12 protein-coding genes and 1 pseudogene are annotated in these 17,164 nt (G+C 70.5%); 6 read left to right on the forward strand and 7 right to left on the reverse strand.

Annotated elements, in window-relative coordinates:
* The first annotated feature begins 52 nt into the window (after nucleotides 1-52).
* The 4 genes from ACZ516_RS24275 to ACZ516_RS24290 all read left to right on the forward strand — a co-directional run bounded on the left by ACZ516_RS24275 (nucleotide 53) and on the right by ACZ516_RS24290 (nucleotide 6,493).
* A complete protein-coding gene (locus ACZ516_RS24275) occupies nucleotides 53-3,523 on the forward strand; it encodes a DNA polymerase III subunit alpha (protein ID WP_469011644.1) in 3,471 nt (1,156 codons plus the stop codon).
* 128 nt (nucleotides 3,524-3,651) lie between these two features.
* Nucleotides 3,652-4,590: a DNA polymerase Y family protein gene (locus ACZ516_RS24280; RefSeq protein ID WP_358913733.1), complete on the forward strand. Its 939-nt coding sequence runs from the start codon at nucleotides 3,652-3,654 to the stop codon at nucleotides 4,588-4,590.
* A 427-nt stretch (nucleotides 4,591-5,017) separates the two neighbouring features.
* Nucleotides 5,018-5,884, forward strand: a complete 867-nt coding sequence (locus ACZ516_RS24285; RefSeq protein ID WP_469011645.1) for an esterase/lipase family protein — start codon at nucleotides 5,018-5,020, stop codon at nucleotides 5,882-5,884.
* Nucleotides 5,885-6,010: 126 nt separating this feature from the next.
* Nucleotides 6,011-6,493 (forward strand): GNAT family N-acetyltransferase, encoded by a 483-nt coding sequence (locus ACZ516_RS24290; protein WP_469011646.1) that lies wholly within the window; start codon nucleotides 6,011-6,013, stop codon nucleotides 6,491-6,493.
* A gap of 42 nt (nucleotides 6,494-6,535) precedes the next feature.
* Here the strand turns inward: ACZ516_RS24290 and ACZ516_RS24295 are convergent, their stop codons facing one another.
* Nucleotides 6,536-6,676 carry a hypothetical protein gene (locus tag ACZ516_RS24295; protein WP_358588177.1) on the reverse strand — a complete coding sequence of 47 codons (141 nt, stop codon included), beginning with the start codon at nucleotides 6,674-6,676 and terminating at the stop codon, nucleotides 6,536-6,538.
* 171 nt (nucleotides 6,677-6,847) lie between these two features.
* Here ACZ516_RS24295 and ACZ516_RS24300 point away from each other — a divergent pair.
* A pseudogene (locus ACZ516_RS24300) lies at nucleotides 6,848-7,576 on the forward strand (class I SAM-dependent methyltransferase); the annotation flags it as partial.
* Between the two features lie 306 nt (nucleotides 7,577-7,882).
* On the opposite strand, the gene ACZ516_RS24305 reads toward ACZ516_RS24300, so the two are convergent.
* From ACZ516_RS24305 to ACZ516_RS24330, 6 genes are all read right to left on the reverse strand, one after another.
* Nucleotides 7,883-8,806 (reverse strand): endonuclease domain-containing protein, encoded by a 924-nt coding sequence (locus ACZ516_RS24305; RefSeq protein ID WP_469011647.1) that lies wholly within the window; start codon nucleotides 8,804-8,806, stop codon nucleotides 7,883-7,885.
* 435 nt (nucleotides 8,807-9,241) lie between these two features.
* A complete protein-coding gene (locus ACZ516_RS24310; RefSeq protein ID WP_469011648.1) occupies nucleotides 9,242-10,099 on the reverse strand; it encodes a hypothetical protein in 858 nt (285 codons plus the stop codon).
* A gap of 575 nt (nucleotides 10,100-10,674) precedes the next feature.
* Nucleotides 10,675-11,115 carry a hypothetical protein gene (locus tag ACZ516_RS24315; protein WP_469011649.1) on the reverse strand — a complete coding sequence of 147 codons (441 nt, stop codon included), beginning with the start codon at nucleotides 11,113-11,115 and terminating at the stop codon, nucleotides 10,675-10,677.
* Nucleotides 11,115-13,253 carry an integrase gene (locus ACZ516_RS24320; protein WP_469011650.1) on the reverse strand — a complete coding sequence of 713 codons (2,139 nt, stop codon included), beginning with the start codon at nucleotides 13,251-13,253 and terminating at the stop codon, nucleotides 11,115-11,117. Before ACZ516_RS24320 ends, ACZ516_RS24315 begins: the two co-directional genes overlap by 1 nt.
* A complete protein-coding gene (locus tag ACZ516_RS24325) occupies nucleotides 13,250-15,028 on the reverse strand; it encodes a hypothetical protein (RefSeq protein ID WP_469011651.1) in 1,779 nt (592 codons plus the stop codon). Before ACZ516_RS24325 ends, ACZ516_RS24320 begins: the two co-directional genes overlap by 4 nt.
* Before the next feature lie 80 nt (nucleotides 15,029-15,108).
* Nucleotides 15,109-16,716: a site-specific integrase gene (locus ACZ516_RS24330; protein ID WP_469011652.1), complete on the reverse strand. Its 1,608-nt coding sequence runs from the start codon at nucleotides 16,714-16,716 to the stop codon at nucleotides 15,109-15,111.
* Nucleotides 16,717-16,725: 9 nt separating this feature from the next.
* Between ACZ516_RS24330 and ACZ516_RS24335 the strand changes: the two genes are divergently transcribed.
* A complete protein-coding gene (locus ACZ516_RS24335; RefSeq protein WP_469011653.1) occupies nucleotides 16,726-17,157 on the forward strand; it encodes an NUDIX domain-containing protein in 432 nt (143 codons plus the stop codon).
* Nucleotides 17,158-17,164 lie beyond the last annotated feature (7 nt).

Here is a 17,164-nt window from a genome sequence, read left to right on the forward strand (position 1 = left end):
GTGGAGGTGGGGGATACGGGATCGGATCGGTTGAGGGTGACAGGAGGTGCGTGTGCCCGGGTTCACGCATCTGCACACCGCCTCCGGGTTCTCCCTGCGGTACGGCGCCTCGCACCCGGAGCGGCTGGCCGAGCGCGCCGCCGACCGGGGCATGGACGCCCTCGCGCTCACCGACCGGGACACCCTCGCGGGCGCCGTCCGGTTCGCCAAGGCCTGCGCGAAGGCCGGCGTGCGGCCGCTGTTCGGCACCGAGCTGGCGGTGGGGGAGCCCGCCCCGGCCAGGGGCGAGCGGCGCCGGACCCCCGTGCGCGGCGGTGCCTTCATCGACGAGTCGACCCCGCGCGTGACCTACCTCGCCCGGGACGGCGCCACCGGCTGGGCCACGCTCTGCCGCCTGGTCAGCGCCGCGCACCGGGACGCCGCCGCAGAGGGGCGGCCCGTCCTGCCGTGGGAGGAGAACCACGGCGAGGGCCTGACCGTGCTGCTCGGCCCCGCCTCCGACGTGGGGCGCGCGCTCGCCGCCGGCCGCCCCGACCGCGCCGCCCGGCTCCTCGCGCCCTGGCGCGAGCGGTACGGCGACGACCTGCGCCTGGAGACGGTCTGGCACGGACGCGAGGGCACGGGCCCCGGCTCCCTCCGGCTGGCCGCGCGCACCCTCGGCCTCGCCGCCGAACAGGGCGTACGACCCGTCCTGAGCAACGCCGTGCGCTACGCCGACCCCGGTCAGGGCCCCGTCGCCGACGTCCTGGACGCCGCCCGCCGCCTCGTCCCGGTGGACCCGGCCAAGGGACTCGACGGCGGCGAACGCTGGCTGAAGGACGCGGACGCCATGCTGCGCGTCGCCGAACGGGTCGTGGAGGCCGCCGGGTTCCGCCGCGACACCGCCCACCGGCTGGTCGACCAGACCCGGGCGGCCGCCGCCGCGTGCCTGGTCGACCCCGAGGACGACCTCGGCATCGGCTCCGTCCGCTTCCCCGAACCGTGTCTGGTCGGCGCCGGGCGGCGCACCGCGCAGCGCGTCCTCGCCTCCCGGGCGGCGGCGGGCATGGTGCTGCGCGGCTACGACTCCCGGCGCGCCTACTGGGAGCGGATGCACCGCGAGCTGGACATCATCGCCCACCACGGTTTCGCCTCCTACTTCCTCACCGTCGCCCAGGTCGTCGACGACGTACGCGGGCTGGGGATACGGGTCGCCGCGCGCGGCTCCGGCGCCGGCTCCCTCGTCAACCACCTCATCGGCATCGCGCACGCCGACCCCGTCGAACACGGGCTGCTCATGGAGCGGTTCCTGTCCAAGCGGCGCTACGTGCTGCCCGACATCGACATCGACGTCGAGTCGGCCCGCCGCCTTGAGGTCTACCGCGCGATCATCGGCCGCTTCGGCACCGAGCGGGTCGCCACGGTCGCCATGCCCGAGACCTACCGCGTACGGCACGCCGTACGCGACGTGGGGGCGGCCCTGTCCATGGACCCGGCCGAGATCGACAAGCTCGCCAAGGCCTTCCCGCACATCCGCGCCCGCGACGCCCGCTCCGCGCTGGCGGAACTGCCCGAACTGCGCGCGGTGGCGAAGGAACTGGGCGGCCGTGACCGGCTGTGGGAGCTGGTCGAGGCGCTGGACGCGCTGCCGCGCGGCGTCGCCATGCACCCGTGCGGGGTGCTGCTCTCCGACGCCTCGCTGCTCGCCCGCACGCCCGTCGTGCCCACCAGCGGCGAGGGCCTGCCCATGTCGCAGTTCGACAAGGACGACGTGGAGGACCTCGGCCTGCTCAAGCTGGACGTGCTCGGCGTGCGGATGCAGTCGGCGATGGCGCACGCGGTGACGGAGGTCGAGCGGGCCACGGGGGAGCGGGTCGACCTGGACGCGGTGCCGCCGGGCGACCCGGCGACGTATCGGCTCATCAAGTCCACCGAGACGCTCGGCTGCTTCCAGATCGAGTCGCCGGGCCAGCGCGACCTGGTCGGGCGGTTGCAGCCCTCGACCTTCCACGACCTGGTGGTGGACATCTCCCTGTTCCGTCCGGGCCCGGTCGCGGCCGACATGGTGCGCCCCTTCATCGAGGCCAGGCACGGCCGCGCGCCCGTGCGCTATCCGCATCCGGACCTGACCGAGCCGCTGCGGGAGACCTACGGCGTCGTCGTCTTCCACGAGCAGATCATCCAGATCCTGGACATCATGACCGGCTGCGGGCGCGACGAGGCGGACCAGGTGCGGCGCGGGCTCTCCGACCCCGAGTCGCAGGGGCGCATCCGCCTGTGGTTCGCGCAGCACGCGGCGGCCAAGGGGTACGACGCCCCGACGATCGCCCGCGCCTGGGAGATCGTCGAGGCCTTCGGTTCGTACGGCTTCTGCAAGGCGCACGCCGTGGCCTTCGCCGTGCCGACGTACCAGTCGGCGTGGCTGAAGGCCCATCACCCGGCCGCGTTCTACGCCGGGTTGCTCACCCACGACCCCGGGATGTACCCGAAGCGGCTGCTGCTCGCGGACGCGCGGCGGCGCGGGGTGCCGATCCTGCCGGTGGACGTGAACCGGTCCGCGGTCGCCCACCGTATCGAACTGGTGTCCGAGCCGCGGCGGATGTGGGGCCTGCGCCTCGCCCTCTGCGACGTGCACGGCATCAGCGAGGCCGAGGCGGCGCGCATCGCGGACGGGCGGCCCTACGCCTCCCTCGTCGACTTCTGGGAGCGGGCCCGCCCCTCCAAGCCGGTCGCCCAGCGGCTCGCGCAGGTCGGCGCGCTCGACGCGTTCGGCGCCAACCGCCGCGACCTGCAACTGCACCTCGCCGAGCTGCGGCGGGGCGCCCGGGGCGCGGCCGGCGCCCAACTGCCCCTGTCCGGCGGGCGCGAGACGGCGCCCGCGGGCCTGCCCGACCTCGACGAGGCGGAGCGGCTCAGCGCCGAACTGGGCGTCCTCGGCATGGACTCCTCGCGCCATCTCATGGGCGACCACGCCGCCTTCCTCGCGGAACTGGGCGTGCTCAGCGCCCGGCGGCTGCGGGAGGCCGAACACGGCGCGACCGTCCTGGTCGCGGGCGCCAAGGCGGCCACCCAGACCCCGCCGATCCGCTCCGGCAGGCGGGTCATCTTCACCACCCTGGACGACGGCACGGGCCTGGTCGACCTCGCCTTCTTCGACGACGCGCACGAGCGGTGCGCGCACACCGTCTTCCACTCCTGGCTGCTGCTGGTGCGCGGTGTGGTGCAGCGCCGCGGACCGCGCAGCCTCAGCGTGGTCGGCGCGGCGGCGTGGAACCTCGCGGAACTGGTGGAGGTGCGTCAGGAGGGCGGCCTCGACGCGGTGGCGCTGCGGCTGGCGGAACCGGAGCCGACGCCCGAGCCCGAGCCCGACCCCGCATCCGAGCAGGGGCCGGGACCGGGACCGGGGCCGGGGCCGGGCGGGCGGCGCGTCCGCATGTCCACCGGGTACGAGATGCACCCCTGGGCGGATCTCCGTCCGGCGGGCGAGGGGGCGGCGGGCGGCACCAGGAAGTTCTGGCACCGGAGTCCGGGGAGCGCGGGATGAACGGCGAGACGAACGGTGAGATGAGCAGGGGGGCGAGCAGCGAGGTGGGCGAGGGAGTGGGCGGCGAGGTCGGCGGTGTGGCGGGCGGTGCGGCGAGCACCCTCTACGTGCGCTTCCTGCTGACGCCCATGTATGAGGCCGCCCTCCCTCAGCTGCTCGGCATGCTCGGGGAGTTCACCCCCCAGGTCGAGGCGCTCCCGCCCGACGCCGCCCTGCTGGACCTGCGCGGCGCGCGGCGGTACTTCGGGCGGAGCGCCGTCGAGTTGGCCCCGCTGATCCGGGTGCGGGCGCTCGCGCTGTACGGGGTGGAGTGCGCGATCGGCGCCGGACCCGGCCCGATGCTGGCGCGGATGGCCGCCCGTGGCGCCGCCCCCGGCGTGACCCGCGCCGTGCCGGAAGGCCCGGATGGCGTACGGGAGTTCCTCGCCGAGCGGCCCGTCGGCGACCTGCCCGGCATCGGCCGCGCCACCGCCCGCACCCTGTGCGAGTACGGCCTCGACTCCCTCGGGAAGGTCGCCGCCGCGCCCCTGTCCACCCTCCAGCGGCTGGTCGGCGCCCGCGCGGGCCGTGAGCTGCGGGAGAAGGCGCGGGGCGTCGACCGCACCCGGGTCGTGCCGAACTCCGCCGCGCGCTCGCTCGCCGTCGAACGGCCCTTCCCCCGGGACGAGCTCGACCCCTTCCGGCACCGCCGCGCCCTCCTGTCCGGCGCCGAGGAGCTGGGCGTCCGGATGCGCGCCGAGGGCCAGGTGTGCCGTGCGCTGACCCTCACCGTGCGGTACGCGGACCGCAGTACGACCGTGCGCACCAGGACCCTGCCGGAGCCGACCGCGCACTCCACCGCGCTGACCACGGCCGCCTACCGCGCGTATGAGGCGCTCGGTCTCCAGCGGGCCCGGGTGCGCGCCGTGGCCCTGCGCGCCGAGGGGCTCGGCCCGGCCGAACAGGCCGCCCACCAGCTCACGTTCGACCCGGCGGACGAGAAGGCCCGCCGCATCGAGGAGGTGGCCGACCGGGCCCGGGAAAAGTTCGGCCCCGGCACGATCGTGCCGGGCACGCTGGCGGCGTGACGCGGGGAGGGGCGCCGGGGCTGTTCGTGCTCCCGCCCCGGGGTCAGATGACGCGGGGGGAGGGGGGCCGAGGCCACTCGTGCTTCCGTCCCGGGGCCAGGTGACGCGGGGGGCAGGGGCGGTCGGGATCGCCCTGCCCCTGCCCTGGGACCAGGTGACGTGGGGGGACGGGATGGCCGGCGCCGCCCGTGCCCCTGCCCCGGGGCCAGGTGACGCAGGGGGACGGGAGCGCCCGGGATCGCCCGTGCCCCTGCTTCGGGGCGCGGGGGTGCTGGTCGAGGGCTCCGTCGGCAGCGTCGGAAGTTGTCGTGACGCGCCGCTTCACTCTTCATCTACCGGCGCGTAATTTGACGTGTGCACGGCATCCTGTTGATCCGGATCACAGGGCGTACCCCCCTCTTTCCCCCTGCCGCGAGGAGATCGCCCGATGCTGCCCCTAAGACGCGCGCTGCGCGCGTTCGCCGCCGCCCTGCTTCTCACCGGCGCGGCCACCCTCACCCCCGCCGCCACCGCGAACGCCGCCCCTCAGGCGGCCGCCGCCACATCGCGGGGCTGGAACGACTACACCTGCCGGCCCTCCGCCGCCCACCCCCGCCCGGTCGTCCTCGTGCACGGCACGTTCGGCAACTCCGTCGACAACTGGCTCGTCCTCGCGCCCTACCTCGTCGCGCGCGGCTACTGCGTCTACTCCCTGGACTACGGCCAGTTGAAGGACGTGCCGTTCTTCCACGGGCTCGGCCCCATCGAGAAGTCCGCCGAGCAGCTCGACGACTTCGTCGACAAGGTGCTCGCCTCGACGGGCGCGAAGGAGGCGGACCTCGTCGGCCACTCGCAGGGCGGCATGATGCCCCGCCACTACCTCAAGTTCCTCGGCGGCGCCGCCAAGGTGAACACCCTCATCGGCCTCGCGCCCGACAACCACGGCACCACCCTGCTCGGCCTCACCCGCCTGCTGCCGTACTTCCCCGGCATCGAGGACCTGCTCACCACGAACACCCCGGCCCTCGCCGACCAGATCGTCGGCTCACCCTTCCTGACCAGGCTCAACGCCGGCGGGGACACCGTGCCGGGCGTGCGCTACACCGTCATCGCCACTAAATACGACGAGGTGGTCACCCCCTACCGCAGCCAGTTCCTGGACGGCCCCGGAGTGCGCAACGTGACCGTCCAGGACCTGTGCGGGGCCGATGTGGCGGAGCACGTGGCGATCGGCACCCTGGACCGCGTCGCCCACCACGAGGTGGCCAACGCGCTGGATCCGCAGCACGCGACACCGAGCACGTGCCTGTCCTGACCGGGGCGCCTCGGTGGCGGTGGCGTCCGGTCCCGTCCATCATGGCCTCCGCGTCCTGATCGCCGCGTGGTCCTTGGTGAGGCCGGCACTGGTGCGGGCGCGGCGCCGTGGCATAGACGTAAAGGCATGACCACGACCACCGTGCCCCCGGGCATCCGACGCGCCACCGCCTCCGACGTCCCCGCGGTGCGGGCCGTGACCGACGCGGCCTACCACCACTACATCCGGCGCATCGGCGTCGTCCCCGCCCCGATGGAGGCCGACCACGCGGCCGACGTCGCGGCGGGGCGGGTGTACGTCATCGGGGACCCGGTCATCGGCCTGCTGGTCCTCGTCCCGGTCACCGAACCGCCCGAGGACGCCCACCTGTTCCTGGAGTCCATCGCGGTCCACCCCGACGCCGCGGGCCAAGGGGTGGGCCGCGCCCTGCTCGCCCATGTCGACGCACACGCGCGTGCCCTGTCCCTGCCCGAAGTGCGCCTGTACACCAACGCGTTGATGTGGGAGAACCAGAAGATCTACCCTCGCTACGGCTACGACCTCGTGGAACGCCGCGTCGAGGGCCCCTACGACCGCCTGCACTACCGCAAGCGGCTGCCCACCCCCTGACGGGGCGGCGTGCCTACGGGCGGCGTTCCGCCGGCCGGCGTCTCATCCCTCCGGCCACCACGTCCGCTGGATGTCCCTGCGGACCTCCGGCCTCTCCCGTGGCCTGACCTCGGCCTCCTGGCGTTCGCGCACCCGGCGGCTGACGGGCTTGATGACGGGCTTGTGCGTGGTGACTCGGCGCATGGCTGCCTCCCTGCCTTACCGATGTCCACCGGAGCGCTCCGCTAGACCTCTCCGGGCCACCTTTCTGATCGCGCACCTGCCCGAGTACCTGCCCGAGACCTGCCAAAGGCCCGTCAACGCCTCGCCCGGGGGCCCGTTGTCAGTGGTGGATGACAGGCTCGGGCCATGATGATGAACAACGCCTCCGCACGGGTCGACTGGAATGCCGCCGCCGCCACCTTCGACGACGAACCGGACCACGGCCTGCGCGACGCGACGGTGCGCCGCGCCTGGTCGGAGCGCCTGTCGCAGTGGCTGCCCGCCACCCCCGGGGACGTGCTCGACCTCGGCTGCGGCACCGGCAGCCTCTCCCTGCTCGCCGCGGAGCACGGCCACCGGGTCACCGGCGTCGACCTCTCGCCGGACATGACGGCGCGGGCCCGCGAGAAGCTGGCGGGCCACGACGCCGAGATCCTGACCGGCGACGCGGCCCGCCCCCCGGTAGGGGACCGGAAGTTCGACACCGTCCTGGCCCGCCACGTCCTGTGGCTCTTCCCGGACCCCGAGGCCACCGTGCGCCACTGGCACACCCTGCTGCGCCCCGGCGGCCGCCTGATCCTCGTCGAGGGCGTCTGGGACCTGGCCCGGCCCGCCGGCCTGCCCATGTCCCGCCTCACCGAGGCCCTGACCCCGCTCGTCACCCGGCTGCACACCGAGCGCCTCTCCGGGGACCCGCGCCTGTGGGGCGGACCGGTCGAGGACGAGCGGTACGCGGTCATCGGCGTGACCCCCGCGGCCCCGCGGCGGCACGCCGAAGTCGTGGACGTCCACCTCATGCTGCGCCGCGGGGACGACGTGCTGCTGGCCCGCCGCGCCGGCACCGGGTACGGCGACGGCCTGTGGAACCTCCCCTCGGTTCACTAGGCAAGCCTGCTGTCGAGATTTACCTTGTTGAGTTTGCAACTCACGGTAGCGGTTGCGATGAGGACAAGGAACATGTTGGGCGCGAGTGATGGCGTCCCACCAAGTGGTGTAGCCGATCAAGCGAGTGGAATGCCCAGGTGGCATCCCTGATCTCCCTCGGTGGTGGTGCCGTTGAGCTCTCCCAGGCCAGGACTGGCTACGACAACCGGGCCGCCCCGGAGGAGACCGCTCGCGGGTCCCGGGCCGGAGGCGGCACGCCTTCAGCGGCTACACCACAAGAGGGGATACACCGATACCGCCCCTCTACATCGGCGTATCGACACTATGGACAGCCTCCCCGCGAGACCTCCTCAAGTACCTCGCCGCTGATTCGAGTCGTTGCGGATCATCCCGGAGAAGCCCGATGGCGCGATTGCAGCGCCCACAGAGAACCCCTCGCACACACTCCCCACACGACCGATCTCCGGGACAGCATCCATGGTCGTGGTCAACGTTTAGATCCGAGACACTCCCGCAGATCTCACATTCCCCTTGTCCGTCACCGAACAGGCTCACCACCCGGTCTCGAGGTATCCCATATTTATTGGAGAGATTGGCAAAGCGGGAACACGTCCTGCAACTCGAGCTGAGGCCGTCAAACCCGCCTCTGTTCACTGTGTATTCCGACACATGTTTCACGATGCGACACGCCGAGCATCTCTTAGTATCGCCGATGGCTCTTGAGGCCCAGCTTCTCTCAACGCCTCCAGTTCTACGATGCTGGGCATAGTGCGTGGCGCAATATCCACTCGACCACGGCCTACTGTCGCAACTCCACCCTGCGCCCTGGGCAATACAGGCATCCGGAGCTGATTTTCGGAGAGGTTTCAATTCTGAAGCGTCCCTCGTTTTCGCTTGGCGAAGGTGAGGATGACAGTAGGGGCCTCGCCCGTACTGAAGTCGATCACATTTCCATGAAGCTCCCTGCGCCTCACATTCTGCCTGATTTTCGACTGGGAGCCTTCTCAGCCCGAGAGCTCGAAGTGATTGTCCTCGATTCTTCTGGACGCTATGCGCATTGCAGAGGCCATTACTCTTAGCCCCTTGGGTTCTGGGGGGCCGATCACACTTCCAGCCGTTCCCCGAGGCCACGCAGGTATCTGCTACGCCTCCGACCTGTTCACGCCAAAAACTCGAATCCACTACGCCCTCGCATCTATTCAGGTGATGTGGCGGTAGACCGCGCACCTCCGTTGACCTTCACCCTGCAGTACCCGAGCCAACTGGCCGATTGGGATGGGTGGTTGCAGACTTGCCGGGATCGTAGTTGGTGGCACTGACACGGCACCGGCAAGCGGTGCGACCACCATTGGCTCTCGGTGGTGTAGTTAACCAAGTGAGACGAATGCCCAGGTGGTGCCCCTGATCTCCCTCGGCGGTGGCGCCGTTGAGCTCTACGAGGCCAGGACCGGCTACGAAGGCTGGCCCACCCTCGGAGGAGATCGCTCGCCCGCCCCGAGCCGGAGGTGGCACGCCTTGATCGGCTACACCACCAGAGGGGACACGACCACGCGAGTTCGTAACAGACGCTCGATTGATCGAGAGCCAGCTGAACTGCTGGTCCGCCCTCGAGCACTTCGTCTAGTCCGGTCTGGCAGCGGACCACAGCGAGCCAGCACGCCGCTATGGGTGTTGGTCGTCTTGGACCAGTCGGCCCCACCGGCGGCGGCGCATGTGCTCGGCATCGTCATACACGATGCGGGTCACGGTCCACTCCGGTCCGAGGGGGTGGTCCCCGCGGTGATCTGTCGAAACCACCACTGTTTGAAAGCCACGGGCCGGCGAGCCGAGAAGGGCGGTGGCCTGGTGGTATCCGCCCCAATCAAGGCTGCCTAAGAAAGCGTCGAGGAGAAGCAAAGTCGGGTGGGCCCGCGCGTACGTTTCCGCCAGTGCCACCAGAACCTCGAGTCCGACGAGAGGGTGAAGTCGGTGGTCAGAGGTGCCTGCTTCGACGCGGCTTCCGAGCACGAAGTCGGCGCAGACTCGATCGTCGACTATCCGGGTACGCTTGATCGCACCGCCGACGATCTCAGGAAGGTCCGAGATCACCTTGCGCATCACCCAATGATCAAGCCCCAGGCGCTCGGCAAGGTCGTGAACGTTGGCGGGAAGGCTTTCGCTCCACCGGGGTGCTCGGACCACCTGGTAAGGCGAAGCTACGAATGGAACCTCCTGACCGTCGGCGAAAAAGTGGAGCCGGTCGCCCTCCGCCTTGAACTCGGCGCGCCGCGGCTGGGGATCGTACCAGGTGAGCGCCGCATGTACGCGGGACTCTGGGCGGGCGACCCGCTCCATGATGTGGGAGGGGGCCGCAAGCCCCGAGAGAAGCGAGATGAAGTGACTCTTCCCGATTCCGTTCGCACCTAGGAACATGTTGCACCGGGAGAAGCGCACCGTAGTCGGCTCCTTCAGCCACACATCCTCGGTGATCTCGATCGCATGGATCCAGCCGAAGGGACGGGCGACGCCTCCATGCTCCATGCGGACCCGAGCCTCGTGAAGGTCGCGCCAACTTCGCAGAAGTGACGCCGGGTAGGCGTCGCCAGCGTTGGTGTCTACAAGACGGGCGCATCGGGCACAGAGCCAGATGCCGTTGAGAGGAGCGCTTCGCTGGCTGGCGTTCAACCCACCGCTACCCCGAGGCCCACCTGGTGCTGCGGCGTAGATGTGAGCGGCGGTCCCGGTCATCTCGACGTCGTCGATGCCCCTTCCGGGCCCAATGGTGAGCGCCCCGCAGCCGGGATTCGAACAACGAAAGGCTGCCCGAAGCGCGAGGGCGCGCTTCGTTGCCTCACTGAAGTCAGCACGTCGGCCAGATGTCCCAGTCCCCATTGCTCCCCACCGGTCCCGCAGTCAGCACACGGTAGCTTTACCGACGGATAGTGGCCGACAGCCAGCGCTGCTCGGCCCGCCACGCCGAACCGCAGCGGTGTGCTCCTCAGCCCTCCCAGCCAGGTGTCCGCCAGGCCGTCTCCGGCATGGCCTCCAACCGGCGGATGACGAGGGTGCGGAGGTCGGGCCATGTCGCTTGGGCACGGTCAGCTGCGGACCAGACCTTAGTCCCACCTCGCCGTCCTCGGAGCGTCAGCCCGGAATGGTAGTCGGGCTAGGCCAGCGGCGGCGCCGAGTTCCGCCTTGGCCTGCTCCAGTTCGAGCGACAGTTCGGCGATGATCCGGCGCATCACCTTGGTCCTCGACCGCTCCTCGGCCAGTTCGGTCCTCAGCTCCGCCGCCTCTGCCTTGAGCGCGCGGTTGGCGTCGGCGAGTTCCTGCATCGCGGTCGGGGTGGAGTCCTGGGCCTTGGCTCGGGCCTGGAAGTCCTGGACTAGGTCGGTGTGGCCATAGACGATGTCGCGCCGAAGGCCGCTCTCGGTGATCAGCTCGGATGCCGTGAGCTTTCCGGACGATGAGCGCAAGGGTGTGCCGGCCAGGAGGCGGTCGGCAGCCGCGCGGATGGCGGCCCGGTCTGCGCCCTGGTCGCGTGGTCGGCGTCCCATCAGTGCTCCCGCGTCTGGTTGTTGGAAACGGTCATACACTCGTGCGCATCGATGATGGCTCGGCTGCCAGCTGCCAGGGCTGCGGCACGGTCACGCAGAGGGCGCGGTGCCAGCCGGTCCCCGGCCGTGACCTCCCACCGCTCGAGCCGCAGTCGCTGCTCGACGATGCTCCGGTCGGTGAAGGCCAGGTTGGTGCAGGCCGAGCGGCATTCCGACTCGTCGGGGCCGTCCTCCGCGGGCAGGCCGGCCTCGAGCCGGGCCTGACGGCAGGCCGCGGTCTCGCGTCGCCACACGCAGGTCATGCCCTCGCCGTGGTGGATGTTCGGGTTCGCCTGGTCCAGGAGCCGCTCCACACTCTTTCCGGCGGTGACCACGCGTCCGGCGAAGCGGGCACGAGCCCGTACTCGGTGCCGGTATTCGTCGGCCGAGGGCCCGGACACGTGCTCTCCCTTATCGAGCAGGCGCGCGTCCTGTTCGTTCTGTTCCAGCACCATCTCCAGGGTCTCGATGTGGATGTCGTCCATCCACGTCGTGTCGGAGTGCCCCGCGTAACTCAAGGTCACTTTCGTGTGGACATGGGCGTACTGCAGGGCGGCTGCCACCAAGCCGCGTGGCCGTCGGACGATGAAGTACGCCAGTGTGCGGCGGAAGCGGCTGGCATGGAGGTGCTTGGTCGGATCCGGTGGGATCGGCAGGGCTTCGCCGGGGCGGTGGAAGGTCGCGTTCACCCAGGCCAGGAAGTCCTCCAGGTCGTTGTTGATCGACCAGGTCTGGCGGGCGTTGAACTCGTTCGGGCGTGCGGCGTGCGCGTTGGTGAAGCTGGCGGGAAAGAGGAACGGGTAGTTGCCGAGGCTCTCCAGCAGGGCGATTGCGGCGTGGACGGGGGCGACGACCACCCACGGGCGCTGGTCTTCCGTCGCTTCCTCGGGCGGCAGTGAGGCTCGGTCGAAGCCCTTGCCCCGGCGGCCGACGATCAACAGCTCTCCGGTCTCTTCATCGGCTTCCCGGCAGCCGGGCGATAGGTTGAGCACCTCGCCCGGGCGAGCGCCGCTGAGGTAGCAGATCACCACGAAACAGGCCGCCACGACCATGCGGACCAGCGTCCGCAGCTCGGTGAGGGGGATAGGCGTCTCGCGCCAGGGCCGGCCGTCGATCAGCCCGGCGATCTGCCCGACGTAGGTGTCCTGTGCGATCGGCAGTCCTGAGTCGATCAGCATCCGTTTCTGGTTCGGGGTGATGCCAACACGAACCTTGAGTTCGGGCGTGCGGATCATGCGCTTGATGGCGTTGCAGTTGACCGTCACCGTGCCGTCCTTGTGTCGGAGGCCCGGAAGGGACTCGCCGGTGCGGCGGCACCGCTCGATGTACTGCAGCAAGCGGTCGGCGGTCGGCCCGCGGTACTCGGCTTGGGAGGGATGAACGCCTGCGTTGATCTGCTGGTGGGTCACCCAGGCGTCGCGGACATCCGGGCCCACTGACTCCACGACGTGCAAGGCCCAGGCCAGCAGGGCAGTCATAGTCTCGGGGGCAATCCGGGGCGTCTTGTTCTCGCGGTCTTGGGCTGGGCGCTTCGGGTCGTCGTCGGACGCTTCCGGCCACGGGTAGCCGGTGGACAGGCGTCCTTCCTCGGGCAAGTGGGGGCCGTAGAGCCACAACGTGCGGACCGCGGCGAGCATGTCGATCTTTCGGCCCTCTTTGCGTGCGAGGCCAAGGACATGCGCGCGATAGGACTCCAGGTCCTGCGCAGTGACATCGCACAGGCGTGTGATCCCGTGGCCGTCGAGCCACTTCGCGAAGATCTCCAGATCCATGAACCAGTAGCGGAAGGTGGCGACGCCGGCGCGCTCACCGCCACGCTGCAAGGTCGGATCCCCGGGGTAGGGGTGGTCGAGTGCGGCCAGGAAGAAGCTCTTGAAGGGGAGTTGGAGGGTGTTCGGGTAGCGGACCCAGGACAGAGCGGCGATGTTGACGTGCGCGTCGGGGTGCGCGGGTTTGATGTGCCAGAGCGGATCGCCGAAGCGGGAGAGCAGGGCCGGGTCGGTTCCCGCGCGAAGAGGCCGGTTGCGCAGGACGACCGTGTCCGCGGCCGGCCACGGACTCTCATGCTGCTCGACCGGCAGGAGCGAGGCTGTGGTCATCGCAGGTCCAATCGGCCGTCGAGGAGATCGTCGACCAGGTGCTGGTGGCCGTCCGTGAGGTCCGCGCGGGCCTTGCCGCGCTCGGCGTCGGTGTAGTGGTCGATGATGTCCTCCAGCTGCTGCAGGGGATCACGGAAACGGGAGCGCCAGATCGCCGGGTCGAGGTTCGGTCGGCGCTGGAGGACGCCGTCGCACACGGCCAGCTGGATCGGGAGCTGATGCGGGAGGGCCCGGGCGTTCTCGCAGCTCAGGCAGTCCAGAAACGAGGCCGGGCATGGCCGGCCGGGCTCCGCGACGGGGCTGGCGAGATGGTCGACGCAGCCGACGGTGGCAGTGTCACGCTGGGCATCGAGGAGTTCCTTGAGCGACTGCGGCTCCAGCCCCACCTGGGCGGCGGCCCCGGCCAGGTCCTGGCGGGCCTGGGCGACGAAGTCCGCGGTGAAGACCGGGACGGCCTGCACGGCGCGGGCTTTGGCCACCTCCTGGCGCAGGGCGGCGCCGACGACCCGTCGGCTGTCGGCCTGCACGGTGCGGCTGCCCTTGAGATAGAGGTCGTTGAGGGTACGCCGCGAGCGCGCGACAGGATGGCGCCGACGCTCCAGCGCCGTCTGCCGGATCCTCTTCACGTCCACGGTCGGCGGGCCGCCAGGCACGGCGTTCCTGGCAGCAGGAAAGCCGTGAGATCGTGCCCACGCCAGGACATCGCTGGCGTCCGTCCCCGAGCCCCAGAACGATCCGGTCTTGCCGCTGCCGAGGTACAGCGAGGCGAACGCCGCCGACGACCCTCCGTGTCGGCGCGGCAACTCGCTCAGCGACAACAGCAGTTGGTAGAGCCGCAACGGTGAGAGCATCAGGCGGTGTTCCTCGGCGCTCGCGGCGAACAGGTCCGCGAGATCAGCGGGCAGGTCCTCAACGGCGGCGATCATGTGCTCCCGCTCGGGACCGCGACGCGGCTTGACTTCCTCGATCAGTACGATTCCGTCGTCCTCACGCGCCCCGCCGGGACGGAAATGCGCTGCAGGCCAGGCCGCCACCGTGCCGAAGTTCTCCTGGGTCAACCCAGTCAGCAGCAGGCAGAACGCCGTCGCCTCCGACCGCGTCAGACACAGGCGAGCGGCCAGGACACGAAAGCCGCCCGCGCGTGCTACCGCCCTCGTATGGTCGCCAGAAGGTGTGCGAGGAAGCTCTCCGGTGCGGTCGAAAATATCGAGAAGCGAGCCGACCTCCGCCTGGTGCAGGCTCAGGGCCGGGTCGCCGGCGCGCCACCGGGCCACCAGGCGGCGCCCCGACTCGATCCTCTCCCGAGCAAGCCGGACATCGCGGCGGGCGGCCGTCGTGATCGCCTGCCAGTCCCTGTCCGGATACGCACCGGGCCGCTCGATCTCAGGCCCCTTGACGCGCGCGTTCAGCAGCGCCTGCCGGGCGGCGTCAGGCAGCTCTGGGTCCTCTCGCAGCAGCGTACGCAGGCGCTTCACAGCGTCGTGCTGGCCGTGCCGCCCTTCGTGGTGGTCGACGAACGCCTGGATGTGTCGTCCCGTCAGTTGCTCAGGCGATGTGGGCTGCGGATCGCAACCTGCAAGCACGTCGGCGAAGCCGTTGGCGGTGTAGAAGTGTCCCTCGGCGGTCCCGAGGCGCTTGCTTGCTGTTCGGGCTGTCCCGACCCTCCGGCTGAAGGACCGGGCCAGCCACTGCTGCATGACGGGCGCGACCTTGAACGTCGAGAAGTCATATGTCCTGGACCGGCGGCCCGACTCCTCGAGGAAGCGCACCAGCACCCCGCCGTCCCCGGGCAGGAGTCCACGCTGCGGCGGCTGCCAGGACGGCTCCGGCAGGGACGCCCGACGCCCTCCCCGGCTCACCGTGCTCCCTTCACACCGCGCATCACCAGCGCACTGTCCGCCGCAGCCGCACGGACCAGCGCGTCCACCCCCGCCTGCTCATCCTCATCCAGCAACGCCATCAGGTAGTCGACCTGGAGCCCGGTGAACGGCTCCAAGTAGTAGTCGCGGGTCGTGTCCGGGTGCGCATGTCCCATCAAAATTGACAATGCATACCAAACATCACCGAACTGGTCACGGAGGTCCATGAGCTGCTCATCGGAGAAGCCGTCGACATGGGGCTGCCAGACGAGCGACAGCACCAGGAACCAGCGCAGGGCAAAGGAGTGGCGGAGCATATGTGCCCTTGCCCACAACGGGCATTCCGCCCGGCGCCGCTCGCGCTGCTCGGGCGTCAGCTTCTCGGCTGCTAGGTCCACCCACAGGTCGGCGATGCGCTCGTTGGCGTCTCGGAAGGTGTCCTCCCAGCCGCCTACCTTCTTCGGCAGCCCGTCGTGCGAGAGCCAGAGCGCCAGCGGCTCAAGGCCGTTGGGCGTCCGGCGGAACAGCAGTCTCCGCTGATCCGGGCCGATCACATCGAGCGCCGTCGGCACCGACGATCCCGACCGCCCCTCCAGATGGAGCTCCCGCGTACGTGGGCTGTAGCCCGTCACGATCCACACCCCGGCCAGGCGGTCGTACCGCCCGGCGCGCTGGGCACGGCGGATCACCTCCGCCCGGGAACCCTCCCACTCATCGAGGTAGGAGGCCACCGAAGCCATCGCCCGGCGCGGGATCCGGTAGTAACGGCCCTCCTTCGCCCCCTTGATGCACGCCGCCGCCAGCCAGGCTCGCGGGAAGCGCCCCTCCCCGGATAGCGGCAACTCGACATCCAAGATGCTCGCCCACTCCTGGACCCGCAGGCCGGTCCCGTAGAGCCCGTCAACGAAGGCCGTGTCCCGGTCCTCGTTGTACCCGCGCCAGCCGCTTCGCCGCAGGCCGTCGAAGCCGTAGCCGCGCAGACCGATGTTCCGCCACTGCTCGAACCCGATTCGTAGCAGCCATTTCACCTGGCGCCGCCGAGTCGCGGTTGGCCGGATCGGATCCCGCCCGTTCCTGGCCAGCGGAAATCCGTCCTCATTCAGCACGCCGGACGGGCGCCTCGATCGCTCGGACTGGCTCGGCAGCGACAGTACGGGATTGTCGGTGCCGTAGCGCGGCTTGGCCCACATGTAGAAGCAGTTCAGCGCCGCCCGGTCGGTGTCGAAGCTCGTCCCCCTCACCCGTTTCTCGTTGCGGACGTCGGTGATGCGCCAGTCCTTGAACGCCTCGATGTCGCCCGCCGTGGCCTCGTCCCAGGTACGGCCGAAGACGTGAAGGAAGGTCAGCCAGACCGCGAGCGAGTACGCGTACCGGCGCATCGTCCTCACCGGCGCGCCGGCCATCGAGCCGGTGCGGAAGAAGAGGTTCGCTCGCGGGTCCGCATAGCCCGTGGGAGCGACCAAGATCGGAGTGCCGTGCCGAGCCCCGTTCCGAGCAGCTCGCTCGTGGACGTCGCCGAACCACGCGAACTCCTCCTCGGCGACAAGCGGAGTGGCTCCCACCATCTCGTAGAAGTCAACGGACCAGCGCCCCAGACCATCCATAATTCCCCCATGCTCAGAGAGTTATTTCTACAGCACGCGGATGCCCGGAGAACCTCGGGCCACCTGGAGGACGGCGAGGACGTCCGCGAGGCCGTGCTCCGCGAGGCCCGCGAGGAGATCGGCCTGGACCTCGCGCCGGCGGACCTGCGCGCGGAGCTGGTCGTCCAGCACCGGGGACCCGGCGCGGCGCCCCGCATGGGCTGGTTCTTCTCCGCCGCGTACGGCGCGGGCGGCGAGCCGGTCAACGCCGAGCCGCACAAGTGCGCCGAGCTGGCCTGGCACCCCCTGGCCGACCTGCCGCACGACACGGTGGCGTACTGCCGCGAGGCCCTGACCGCCTGGCGCGCGGGCGAACGCTTCACCGTGCACTGGCAGTCGGACGACGAGAGCGTCGCGTACGACGGCGAGCGCACCGCCGCCTCGGTCCCGCTCACCGGGTGACGCCCCC

It is taken from the genome of Streptomyces sp. NPDC034037, assembly GCF_055575715.1.